This is a genomic window from Lentilactobacillus kefiri, from assembly GCF_009739535.1.
Taxonomy (GTDB): Bacteria; Bacillota; Bacilli; order Lactobacillales; family Lactobacillaceae; genus Lentilactobacillus; species Lentilactobacillus kefiri.
The window spans coordinates 1770987-1783972 of the sequence record NZ_CP029971.1; the positions used below are offsets into that span (position 1 = coordinate 1770987).

Below are 12986 nucleotides of genomic sequence, written 5' to 3' on the forward strand. Positions count from 1 at the left end.
TTGAATATAAAGCCGACTGTTTGCGATTTCCAGTAAACGGCCGGCTTTTTTGACGGTTATGGTAAGATAAAGGCACTTATCCAAAATGAGGTGAATCGTTGTGCATATCTATAAACAAATTGATTTTATGAATAATCGGAATTTGGTTTACGCTTTAAATGTAGCTGCCGTTATTGCCTTCATAATCTTTCTGTGGCTGTTTGGAGCAATTGCCGGGTCAGTTACCTTCAACTTTGATAAGACCTACTTTATTTGGCTTATCGTGGCCTTATTAGTGGTCTTCACTGTCCATGAGGTGATTCATGGATTCTTATATAAGTTGTTCGACCATCATGCGAAGATTAAGATTGGCTTCAAAAACGGGATTGTGTATGTTAATAGTCCAAAATCGTTGTATACCAAACGACAATTTGCCTGGATTGCTGCGACCCCATTTGTGGCGCTTTCATTAATTCTGATTGCAATGTACCTGATAAATTGGCTTCCGGGAGACCTCTTTTTGGGGATTGCTGCCTTGCAGGGTGCCGGAAGTGTTGCTGATTTTTATGTGTTGTATCGCGTCATTACCGCGCCGAAGTACTATTACGTTAGCGATACTGAAAATGGTATTAATATTTATTCTCAAAACTGAGTATAGTGGACAAAAATAAGGATGAAGGCATTGATCATTGCCCTCATCCTTTATTTTATTTTGAATTAGTCACTCACTAATATTTTGATTCCCAGGTACAGATTATAAATAAATATCCCTAAATCGACCAAAGCAACCAGGCCGATTAGTGCAATAAACAAGAATCCGGTATATTCGGCCTGTTTTGAGACCATTCCCATGACACCAACAACTAATAGTGTCAAAAGTGTCAGAACAACCGGAATCAGGTGCAGGACGAAGGCCTGTCGGGCAGTATCATGCATATCATCGTCATTATGATCGGTAACCAGCCAAACAATGAACGGGAAGATGAATGGTGCAAACATGATTGAGAGATATGAGAGTGCGTTAACAATTTTATTTTTTGACATAAGTGCCCCTTGAACTATTTCGAGTATGATTTGTAAACCGGAGAGCGAAAGAGGTCAACGTAAGCTTTTCCACCGGAGTAGTCTCGAAGAACTTTGATTCGTTGCTTTTCAACTGTCCGGTGGGTAATCCGCCAACCTTTGTCACTTTGGTATGCTTTCTTAGCATAAGCATTAAAGGTATATCGGCTGGTGCCTTTAATTTTAGCGACAGCTAATTTTCGATAGCCTTTCCAGCTTGATTTAAACAGGGTGTGCTTTTTGCCTTTATATTTTTGAGTAACCGAATACTTATTGACTTGTGTCAGGCAAAATTTCCCATTAACGTAGGAATACCAGTTGCCCCGCCAGCTGGTGGGGGTGGTGGTTCGGATCTTGCCAACTTTATAGTAAGTATCAGCGGCATGAACAGGTTGCGTATTTGAAACAATGGTGATGGTCAAACTCGCTGCAGCGGCTGCAGCAATTTTAAGTAAGGTATTCATTTAAAATCTCCTAAAAGGATACTAGCCAAACATGGGTTGTTTGACGACTACGTAACTAAGATTTCCAGGTTATATTCATGAACTATAACTTATGGCACATGGGGTTGTCAAATATTCAGCTGTCATGGAACTGCTCAAAATAGCGGTGGATAGGTGATCGCATGCGTTTATTCAAGTTGAAGAGAAACAAAAAAGGACCACAAACATTTTGTTTGTGGTCCTTTGACATCTGGATATGATTAATCTTTATTTTTAGTTCGACGAATTGGATGATCTTTTTCCTGTTGTTCAACAGATTTATCATACATCTTGTCTTTGACGTAAGGGTAAGTCCATTTAACCATTGCTGACATGATAATTGGTAATGTCAGAACAAGAATAATCAAACCAACGATTACCGTCATGGCAACCTGAATCAGTGTCAAAACATTTGATGGAATCAATGCGGCAAATGTTCCACCAAGGATGATGGCAGCTGAGATAACCACGGTTCCAATGATTGTGGCCGAATTCAAAATTCGACGACGGACATCTGGAATTGCGGCCGCGTCACCACGATACCTCATCATTAGGAAGATACTGTAATCGACTCCCAATGCGACCAGCATGATAAAGCTGAAGAATGGGGTGTTCCAAGTAAGCATGTCCTGGAACAGCAGATATCCTGACAACCACTTGGTGATTTGAAGAGCACCAAGGTAGGTGACAATCAAAGTACCGATAATGGTAATTGCCTGAACAAGGGATCGGGTTACGATCATTAAGGCTAAGCCAATTCCGACCAGCATAATGACAACGGTTCTGAAGAAGTCACCGTTAGCAATCTTTTGCAGGTCAGACGTTTGTGAACTTTGACCGCCAATTGCAACCTTGGCATTCTTTAAGCTCGTTCCCTTCATCTTGGCATTTACATCACGCGTAATGGTTCGAATGCGTTTTGCAGATTTTGTACTACTTGGATCTGAATTTAAGATGACAGTGATTTTGGTAACCTTACGATTCTTTGACATGAACGCATCAAGTGATGGGGTAAATGACGAACTCTTGATACTTGCTGCAGGCATGTAGAAGGTGTTGCCCATGTAAGATTTTTGCATTTCCTTGAGATATTGGTTAACAGTGTTTGTTCCGTTGGCAACTTGATCCAAACCGGAATTAGCAGATGTTAAGCCGGTTTGTAATTCCTGCATTTGGCTCTGCAGTTCCTTCATTTTAGAACTCAAAGTCTGAACGCCGGAATTAACTTGAGAACTGCCACTAGCAACGGTTTGAGCACCTGAAACCAATGAAGCGCTGTTGGAATTCAAACGGCTTGCACCACTGCTGATGCGGTTAAGACCGCTGGAGAATGGTGAGACCTGTGAATTCAAGCGACCAAGTCCGGAAGACAATTGGCTTGAACCTGATTGCAAAGCACGCATCCGAGCTCGGAGGGCTTTAAGCTTGGCGGTTTGACTCCTGACTTGGGAAATTCCCGTGTTAAGTCGTTGACTGCCGGAAGCTAGCCGACCGACACCGGATTGAAGTTGAGAGGTGCTGGAACTTAATTGTTGTGAACCACTTGCCAGGCTGCTGACACCAGCGGTGTAGGAAGTGACTCCCTGACTCAGCTGTTGGGCACCTGACTCAAGTTTACTTGCACCATCGGCAAGCTTTTCAACTTGAGCGATACTATCTGAAGTATTTGAACTGGCCAGCTTTTCGTTGGCACTCTTTAATCCTTTTTGAACTTTCTTGATTCCTTGGTTGGCTTCATTCAAGCCGGTTGTTAAACTTTCCAGTTGACTGCGTAAGTACAAGGAATCAATCTTGGTTCCACCCGGACGGGTAACTGAGGCAACGCTCTTAACGCCGGGTTCTGAATTCAAATAACCGGTTAATTGATCAATCTCAGCTAAATGTTCCTGAGTGTTCATTGGTTTTTTGTTTTGAATGTAAACCGTTGTTGGACCGGACATTCCGGCAGGGTAGTGATCTTGAATCACGTTATACCCGGCTTTTGATTGAACAGAGTTTGGTAATTCATCAGCGTTATTGAAGTTCAGCTTTTGAGTGCCGACAAGTAAAAGTGGTAATGCGGCAATAATCAAAATACCAACCATAATAAAACTGTGTGAGAGAGTGAATTTTGAAAGGAAGTTCCACAAGAAGCTGCGGTCATGAGCATCGAGATTCTTGCTTGGCCAAAATAGACGTTTACCAAGGGTGGACATGAAGAACATATTTAATGTCAATAAGACCATCAATAAGATGGCAACACCAACGGCAACGGCGACTCCTGAACGATAGAAGGAGAATTTAGCCAGAGACAGTGCAGCAAATCCGATTAAGACGGATGAACCACTGTATAAGATCGTTCTGCCGGCATGCCGTTGAGCAGTCCTGGCAGCCGTCGTGGCAGCTTCACCCTTTTTAATTTCTTCCTTAAATCTGTCATAAAGCAATATATTGTAATCGGTCCCGATTCCAAACAGAACCACCACAAGAAAGACTTGGGTAAAGTTGGAAATTGGGAAATTCCAACGTTCAGCCAAATTCATGACTAAATCAAGCGATAATAGATAGGAAACACCAACCGTTAATAATGAAATGACTGGAATTAAGAAGGATCGGAAAACGATAATCAGGACAATGAAAATAAAGATTGCCGCAATAATTTCAGTCTTTTGAAGTCCTTGTTCAGTGACAGTTGAGAAGTCTTCGTTCAAAATGTCACTACCAGTGACATAGGTTCTCAACCCGGGAGTTTTGATCTTATTTAAGATCTTGTCCGTTTGGCCCCGAACCTTATCCTTCTTTGGCACTGTAATCATCACCATCTGAGTGGTGTTATCTTTGGATTGCAGTTGCTGCTTGGCTGCTTCATTATCACTTGGAGCAGTTACAGAAGTGATATGTAATTCCGGATCATTTTTGATGGAATTAGTTGCATCTTGGATCTGAAGGGTTTGCTCGTCACTGAGTTTGCCGTGTTTGTTGTTAAACACCGCAATCAATGTCCGGACATTCTTGCCCCCCTCATATTTCTTTTCGATTGTATTCGCTACTTCACTTTGAACCGAAGAGGGAAGCTGGACAGCCCCCTTTTCGTGGACTAATTGGGAAATATTTGGAAGTGTAAACAGTGCAACCAATATTAATCCAATCCAAATGATCAGCGATAACATATGTTTTTCTTTGAACTTCTGCATTAAATTTCTTCCTTTCATTATCTAGTGATTGATATTATTCTCTTGTTTAAATTTAGACACTTGTATAAGCAACAATAAGATGATAAACTCAGCGTGGATATGACGCAAGGGACAGTTTGTTGCGTTAGTTCAAAATTAGACAAAATTCAATAATTGCAAAATCTGAGGCCTAAAAATGAAATATGATTTAACTAAAAAACCAACGCGTGGGGCACAACGAACCTTGGGATTATTTTCCAATACAATGTTCGAACTTCTTTCGGAAGAACCTTTCGAAAAAATCAGTGTCAATAAAATTTGTGATATCAGTAATTTTCCAAGAGCCACTTTTTATAATTATTTTGATGATAAGTTCGACCTGGTTGATTATTGCTGGTATGTAATTGCACAAGACATTGAAGTTGATAAAGTCACTAAGGTAAAATCCAATCAATCTCTGATTGTATACTTCGATCGCTTATACGACGTTTTTAAAAGCAATCAGCACTTATTGGATAACATTCTTCAGTACAATGATTTTTCCGGTCAATTGGTTAACAGCTTTATTAATTACTTTAAAGACAAGATGCAGGAAATATTGTCCAAGACCATTGATTATTCGAAAACCGGCCTGCCAGTTGAACTGATTGCCGATCATTGTAGTGAGACAGTCATTCTGGTGCTGAAATGGATCTTTTTAAAACATCATGATGCAAATAAACAGCTTGCCCATGAATATTTACAGAAACTGCTAAACCTCGATCAATTCATTTAGTAAACTTCGAGGCCAACAGTTCAATGTCTATATATTAACATGATCTCAGATCGGATGAACCGACCTTTCATGAAAAAACTGGGCGAAGCAACATCTATTATATCAAATTTACTGTTCATTTGTGAGTCAACTTGGAATGTGTTACCATGCTATTTAAACATCTAAATAGATGTTTGAAACATTCCATTTGATAAGGAAGTGACAGAATGGTACTAACTGGAGATGAAGCAGCTGCAACAAAGCAGGAGCTGCAGGGTAACTTCGATTTATCAGGAATTACTTTGCAAATGGCAGCAGTTGATTTAAAATCCACACCGGAACATATTCAAGATGTAATGAATTTAAAAAATTGTAGAATTGAAGAGCCTTGGGTGCTTCGAAACTACTTAATTAAAATAATTTTGTTTCAAGAAAAAGAACCTTACTCATTCTCTAAATTGATGGGCGATCCAAAACGATTCAGCTTCTTGAACGATCAGTTTATTGATCGTGGCAAGTTGGCTTAATTGACGGATCTTCAATTTCAAGAAAATAATCAAGAATATCAAATAGGTTAGGTTAGGGGGCAAAATGCAAAATAATTGCATTTTACCCCCTATTTTTGAAGGTGAATATTTTGAATGTTGAGCATTTTCGTCCAAACCCGGATGGCCCAGATGGGTTGCCCATCCAAGTCCAGCCGGCTTTATATAAAGCGTTCGATAAGGGGCAGTATGGTAACTATGATCTTGCCAATCGGCCAACCGATATGAAAATCAATTACATTGTCATTCATAATACTGAAACCAGCTATGAAGAGGCAATTCGGTTGTTTTCAACGCCGACGGCCACATCTGCAAACTACGTTGTCAGGTCCGTGGATGGGGCCGTCTCTGAAATGGTCCGGCCGCAAAATGTCGCTTGGCATGCCGGCAACTGGTACATAAATGCCCATTCAATCGGCATTGAGCATGAGGGTTATGCCAAGGATGGCCGAACTTGGTTTACTGAAAATATGTATCAAACGTCTGCCAACTTGGTCAAATATCTGGCGGCCAAGTACGATATTCCTTTGGATCGTCAGCATATCATCGGCCATGATAATGTGCCGGGGTTAACGCCAGCGGCACAAAAGGGGATGCACTGGGATCCGGGAACCTATTGGGACTGGCAGCATTATTTTGACCTGTTGGGAGCGGATTTAAAGCAAAATACCGGTGACGGCAGTTCAAGAATCATCACCATTACTCCCGACCCGAAAGCCAACCTCTTGCCGCAATGTGGCGAAAAAGTGACCGATAACGGCACTGAGTTACCCATCACCGGTTCCAACTTTGTTTACCTATATAAAGGACCTGCTTTTTCCGCCGGTCTTATCTCGGACAAAGACTTTTCTTCGAGACAAACCGGAACCTTTGAAGCTGATGACTGGAGTGATAAGGCAACCTATGGCCAACAGTTTTGTAAGCTTGGCGAAGAGGGCGACTGGACTGAAATTGACTATGGCGGTCAAAGTGCCTGGTTTTATAATCCTGGAGGAGCTAATTCAACCGATTCGAAAGGTCAACTTGTAAAATCTGTTGGATCAAAGGACGTCCCCATATATGGCTGTGCCTATCCGGACAATCAAATTCTGGAGAAAAACCAAGTATCAGGTGTCACGCCAACCACAATCTATCAAATTAAACCTGGACGGAAATATGTATATGGCGGAACCGTCAGGGGAGATTATTTCAACTCACACTTTGATTCGGCTGGAGATGGGAATGTTATTCAAGGGACAGAGGAATACTATCAGATTCAGTTTAATCACCGAATTGCTTTCATAAAAGCCGCAGATGCAGAGCTAAATTCAAGAACATCAATATCGTGAGTCCACCGTAAATTAGCGATGAACTCATTTTTGCTGCTCAAGTGTCATGAAATATGACATAGATAACTAGCCTAATTGCTTGTCCGAGCTTTAATTAGAGAAACGTATCATCTGCATGTCAGGTATTGGTATATGTCTAAGTATCCCGTTATTTTCAATTAACCATTGACATTTATAAAAATGGGTATATATTAATAAACGTAAACCGATGTTATAAAACATTACATGAAATGAGGGATTGAGAATGAGAATTGAAAAAGATTGTATCGGAGAAATGTTTGTACCGGATAATGTGTTGTACGGAATCCATTCACTACGGGCAAAGCACAACTTTCCGATCACTGATGAACGGGTAGATCACGCCATTATTCAAAGCTACTTACAAATTAAGAAGGCTGCCGCCCTTGCAAACGAAAAAGCAGGGACGCTGGACAAACAAAAAAGCGCCTTAATCATCTCTGCCTGCAATCAATTGTTATTCTCAAATGACTACAGTGCCTTTATCGTTCCTGCAATTCAGGGCGGGGCTGGGACTTCAACCAACATGAACGTGAATGAGGTGGTTGCCCAGTTGGCTATGCGGATAAGTGCCCAAGGCGGCAAGTCGGCCACAGAAATTAAGCCAAATGATGATGTGAACCAGTCACAGTCAACTAATGATACATATCCAACTGCTGGGAAAATGGCAATGCTAAAACGTTTGTCACCATTACTGACATCAATTCAAAAACTAGTTGACACTTTGTCTGATAAGGCCGAAGAATATCAATCTGCTATTAAAGTTGGTCGAACCCAGCTTCAAGATGCTGTTCCAACAACATTTGGCAAAACATTTTCAGCATATGCTTCCATGTTCAAACGAGATTTGGCTAGATTGAAGCATGCCGAAAAAGTCTTGTCACAAGTCAACCTTGGCGGGACTGCCATTGGAACCGGCATTAATGCAACCGAAGAATACGAAGCGGTCGTTGTTCCGGCGCTTAATCAATATTCCCATCTTTCATTACATCAGGCTGGTAACTTGATCGATGCCACTCAAAATAGTGATGCATTCGTGACAATTTCCGGTGCGATGAAGTCTTTGGCAGCTGATTTATCCAAATTCAGTAATGACCTTCGTCTTTTATCCAGCGGTCCTCAAGCCGGCCTCAACGAAATTGAATTGCCAAAGAAAGCCGCCGGTTCATCCATTATGCCTGGGAAGGTTAACCCGATTATTCCCGAGGTTGTTAACCAGGTTGCCTTTGAGACAATTGGCAACGATGTGACAGTTACCATGGCAGCTGAAAGCGGTCAGCTTGAATTGAACGCCTTTGAGCCGATCATGTTCAAAAGTATTTTAACCAGTGAGCAGCATTTGGCTCGGGCCATTGATACATTGGTTGACAATTGTGTCAGCGGAATTACCGTTAACACGGATTACTGCCGTGATGAGGTTGAACATTCTTCAATCGCCGCCACTGTTCTTTCACCACTGTTGGGTTATGAAAAGACAACCGCCCTTATTAAAGAGGCCCTTGCCACTAAGCAATCGGCTAAAGAAATTGTTAAACAAAAGGAACTCCTTCCCGATGCTTTGGTTGATAATCTATTTTCACCGGAAGTTTTAACCAATGTCAGCAAGGTTAAGGATGAACAATCCGTTGCCGGTTCAACTTTAAATTAATGATTTGTCATGGAAGTCAGCCCACAAAAGGCTGGCTTTTTTGCTTTCATGCATTTTCGGGAAAAGCCCCACTATTTTAAATAGCGATATAATTGAGTTGTCTAGACAACAGTTTGGGGTGATGCTTGTATGCAAAAAAATAAGTCAACGCTGATTGACGACTATGCCAAAGCGGATCCGACTCAGTTAATGGATCAATTTCACACTGGCAATGAAGGACTCTCGCAGGCAGAGGCTCAAAAGCGCTTGGAAAAGTATGGGGAGAACACGATTCGGCAAGCCAAACGGCAATCTGAGTTACTTGTATTTCTGGAAAATTTTACCTCACTCATGGCCATCTTACTTTGGGTGTCAGGTGTGATTGCAATATTTGCCGGGATGCTTGAACTTGGAATTGCCATTTGGGCAGTTAACGTGATTAACGGCTGTTTCTCATATTGGCAACAGCACGCTGCTCAAAAAGCGACCGATTCATTAAAAAAGATGCTGCCATCTTATGTTAAAGTTCATCGTGACGGTAAATCCCAGCAGATTAAAGTTGAACAGCTGGTACCGGGCGATGTGTTTGATATTCAGGCAGGTGATTCAGTTCCTGCCGATGCGCGGGTGTTTAACACTTCCAACCTGCAAGTTGATGAATCTTCTTTAACGGGTGAATCGGTGCCGGTTGAAAAAGTTGATGCCTATAAACATGGTGATGGTGAATTTGCCCAACAAAATATTATTTTTGCCGGGACCATTTGTACCAGTGGAACGGCATCAGCGATTGCACTGGCAACCGGGATGGATACCGAGTTCGGCCGGATTGCAAAGTTGACTGAATCTCAGAAGAAGACCATGTATCCGTTGGAGCGCGAGTTAAATCATTTGACCCGTCAATTAACGATCATTGCGCTTTTGATCGGAATTGCATTTTTCGTGTTGGCCATATTCTTTGTGAAGTATCCGGTAACCAAGTCATTTATCTTTTCGTTGGGGATGATTGTGGCCTTTATTCCTGAAGGCCTTTTACCAACGGTCACGCTGTCATTAGCCCAGGGAACGCAGCGGATGGCTAAGAAGCATGCTTTATTGAAGAATTTAAGCAGTGTTGAAACGCTTGGTCAAACAACGGTCATTTGTTCAGATAAGACCGGTACTTTGACTCAGAATCAAATGACAATCAATCATTTGTGGCTCTTGGGAAAACAATACGATGTGACTGGAACCGGTTATGTAACCAATGGCAAAATTCAGGTAAATGGGCAGGATGTTGATGTCGCCAATGAGCCTGATCTCAATAAATTACTGATAAATGCCACCATTAATAATGATACCGAAGTAAAAGAAGGCAAAGCAGGCGAGAAGTCCAAGATTTTGGGCACGCCTACTGAAGCTGGATTGGTGATTCTTTCTCGAAAAGCCGGGATCGATGCCAAAGCAGAACAAAAGCAGTTTCCACGTCTGAAAGAATTGCCGTTTGATTCCGGCCGAAAGCTCATGTCAGTCGTCACCAAAGATTCGGATGGCCAATTTGTCATTGATACCAAAGGTGCGTTGGGCAGTGAGTTGACTATTTGTGACCGAATTCTTGAAAATGGTCAAATCCGTTCGATCACTGATGACGACCGCGCAAAGATTGTACAAGCTAACGAGGATTATTCAAAGCAGGGGTTAAGAACCCTGGCCTTTTCGTATCGAATTGTGGATGATACTGATCCGCTGGCCCATCAATCAGTTGGCAACTTTACCACTGAGAATGCCGAAAAGCATATGGTCTTTGTCGGCCTTGCGATGATGTCTGATCCGCCACGTCCGGAAATCTTTGATGCGGTTAAGAACTGCAAACGGGCCAATATCCGGATCATTATGGTCACCGGCGACAGTCCGGTAACTGCTAAGAGTGTTGCCACCAAAATTGGCATTACATCTGATAAAGTCAGGGTGATTTCCGGTGATGAGTTGGATAAAATGTCTGATGCCGAACTTCAAGAAGCAGTGAAGCATGAAGTGATTTTTGCCCGGGTTGCTCCTGAGCATAAGTTCAGAATTGTTTCAATGTGCCAGAAGAATGGTGAAGTCGTCGCTTCAACCGGTGACGGCGTTAACGATGCCCCTGCGCTCAAACGGGCCGATATTGGTATTGCCATGGGTGTTACTGGAACCGACGTTGCCAAGGACGCAGCTGATATGATTTTGACCGATGACAACTTTGCTTCTATTGTGAGTGCAATTGAAGAGGGGCGGACCGTTTACAGTAATTTACAAAAGTTCTTACTATATATTTTGACGAGTAACGTTCCTGAAGCTGCACCATCAGTGATCTTTCTGCTGACCCGTGGATTGGTCCCATTGCCATTAACTGTTATGCAAATTTTGACGGTTGATTTGGGAACTGATTTGCTGCCTGCTTTGGGCCTTGGAACTGAAAAAACCGAACCAGGGATTATGGATCAGCCACCACGTCCCTTGAACAGTCACTTGCTGAATAAGTCGATTATTTGGAAAGCCTTTGGTTGGTATGGCTTAATTGCTTCCGTTATTTCAACATGTGCCTACTTCTTCGTCAACCACGTTAACGGCTGGCCAAACATTCCATTGGCACCGTCAGGACAGGTTTACGCTGAAGCCACTACGATCACTTTGGGAGCAATTGTCTTTTCACAAATTGCCGCAGCAATGAACTGTCGAACCCAAATTTCTTCAGTATTTTCGATCGGTTTGTTTAGCAACCATCGAATCCTATTGGGAATTGGTGTTGAAATCGTCTTAATTGCCTTGCTGATGTATGTGCCATTTCTTCAAGGCGTCTTTAATACAGGACCGTTGAATGTTTCAGAATGGATCTTTCTCTTCTGTATTCCAGTGCCGCTGTTCTTGATTGAAGAATTCCGAAAGCTGATTGTTCGAAAAATCAAAGCTCATCGGCAACACGCCTAAAAAAGATCAATATAGTCATCCAGCTCATTATGAACTGGATGGCTTTTTATTGTTGCAAATGCAACAAAAACATTGTAAGATATTTGTAAATATGAACAATGAGGAGGTCAAATGGGTGACAGAAATTTTAAAACCAATTGGGGTCATCGCTCGTGCGCTGGACTCGATTGCCAACGTTGAATTTAAAAAGTTCGATTTAACAAAAGGCCAATACCTCTATTTGGTGAGGGTGGGTGAAAACCCCGGGATCATCCAGGAACATGTGGCTGAAATGATAAAAGTTGACCGAACGACGGCAGCCCGATCAGTTCAAAAATTGGAAACAAAAGGGCTGATTACCCGGCTGCCGGATGAAAAGAACAAGAAAATCAAACGATTGTACTTGAGTGACCAAGGCAAAAAAGTGTTTCCCATTATTGAACGAGAAAATGTTTATTCAAATCAAATTGCGTTGGAATCTTTATCCGAGGACCAGGCGACTGAGTTGGAACGATTGCTGAAGATTGTGAGTCAAAATATTGATAAGAATTGGCATTACGTGAAGAAAGGCAATCAGCGACATTATTAGGAGGAGATTGTGACAACGATTATTACTAAATGTACAATTTCAGATTTGCCGGAACTGCAGAAGATCAGCGGGGAAACATTTGCTGACACGTTTGGACCATTCAATTCTCCAGAGAATGTGAAAAAGTATATTCAAAAGTCATACAGCGAAGAACAGTTAACCAACGAATTGACAGACCCCCAATCCCAATTTTTCTTCATCAAAGTTAATAATCGGTCTGCCGGCTATCTCAAAGTCAACGTGGGGGATGTCCAGACTGAGAACATGGGATCGGATGGTTTGGAAATTCAGCGGATTTATATTCGCTCACAATACAAGCATCAAGGCTTGGGTAGTCAATTGCTGAGAAAAGGAATTGGAATTGCCAGAGAACTACATAAGTCCTTTGTGTGGCTTGGTGTCTGGGAAAATAATCACGATGCACTAAAGTTCTATCAAAAGTTTGGCTTTAATCAGTATTCTGATCACATATTTACGCTCGGTGGTAGTGAGCAGCGAGATTTAATTATGAAAAAAATGATTAACTAAAGG

The 12986-nt window shown here is 41.9% G+C and carries 11 protein-coding genes; 8 read left to right on the plus strand and 3 right to left on the minus strand.

From position 1 onward, the window contains the following. The first annotated feature begins 100 nt into the window (after positions 1–100). Entirely contained in the window at positions 101–631 is a 531-nt protein-coding gene (locus tag DNL43_RS08315) for a DUF3267 domain-containing protein (RefSeq protein ID WP_056982341.1), read from the plus strand. Between the two features lie 65 nt (positions 632–696). On the opposite strand, the gene DNL43_RS08320 is transcribed toward DNL43_RS08315, so the two are convergent. From DNL43_RS08320 to DNL43_RS08330, 3 genes are all read right to left on the minus strand, one after another. Next, positions 697–1023 (minus strand): DUF4870 domain-containing protein, encoded by a 327-nt coding sequence (locus DNL43_RS08320; protein WP_056982339.1) that lies wholly within the window; start codon positions 1021–1023, stop codon positions 697–699. A gap of 14 nt (positions 1024–1037) precedes the next feature. After that, on the minus strand, positions 1038–1505 hold the full coding sequence (locus tag DNL43_RS08325; RefSeq protein ID WP_054769248.1) for a hypothetical protein: 468 nt from the start codon (positions 1503–1505) through the stop codon (positions 1038–1040). A 239-nt stretch (positions 1506–1744) separates the two neighbouring features. Beyond that, a complete protein-coding gene (locus tag DNL43_RS08330) occupies positions 1745–4696 on the minus strand; it encodes an MMPL family transporter (protein WP_056982336.1) in 2952 nt (983 codons plus the stop codon). 175 nt (positions 4697–4871) lie between these two features. Between DNL43_RS08330 and DNL43_RS08335 the strand changes: the two genes are divergently transcribed. From DNL43_RS08335 to DNL43_RS08365, 7 genes are all read left to right on the plus strand, one after another. After that, on the plus strand, positions 4872–5450 hold the full coding sequence (locus DNL43_RS08335) for a TetR/AcrR family transcriptional regulator (protein ID WP_056982334.1): 579 nt from the start codon (positions 4872–4874) through the stop codon (positions 5448–5450). 206 nt (positions 5451–5656) lie between these two features. Further along, on the plus strand, positions 5657–5956 hold the full coding sequence (locus DNL43_RS08340; protein ID WP_095344877.1) for a DUF2316 family protein: 300 nt from the start codon (positions 5657–5659) through the stop codon (positions 5954–5956). 110 nt (positions 5957–6066) lie between these two features. Next, entirely contained in the window at positions 6067–7302 is a 1236-nt protein-coding gene (locus tag DNL43_RS08345; RefSeq protein WP_225364679.1) for an N-acetylmuramoyl-L-alanine amidase, read from the plus strand. A gap of 244 nt (positions 7303–7546) precedes the next feature. Then, a complete protein-coding gene (locus DNL43_RS08350; RefSeq protein ID WP_056982332.1) occupies positions 7547–8968 on the plus strand; it encodes an aspartate ammonia-lyase in 1422 nt (473 codons plus the stop codon). Between the two features lie 129 nt (positions 8969–9097). Further along, positions 9098–11887, plus strand: coding sequence for a cation-translocating P-type ATPase (locus DNL43_RS08355; RefSeq protein WP_109249186.1), 2790 nt, complete (start codon positions 9098–9100; stop codon positions 11885–11887). Positions 11888–12002: 115 nt separating this feature from the next. Further along, positions 12003–12455, plus strand: a complete 453-nt coding sequence (locus DNL43_RS08360) for a MarR family winged helix-turn-helix transcriptional regulator (RefSeq protein WP_056982329.1) — start codon at positions 12003–12005, stop codon at positions 12453–12455. A gap of 9 nt (positions 12456–12464) precedes the next feature. After that, positions 12465–12983: a GNAT family N-acetyltransferase gene (locus tag DNL43_RS08365; RefSeq protein ID WP_225364680.1), complete on the plus strand. Its 519-nt coding sequence runs from the start codon at positions 12465–12467 to the stop codon at positions 12981–12983. The last annotated feature ends 3 nt before the right edge of the window (positions 12984–12986 follow it).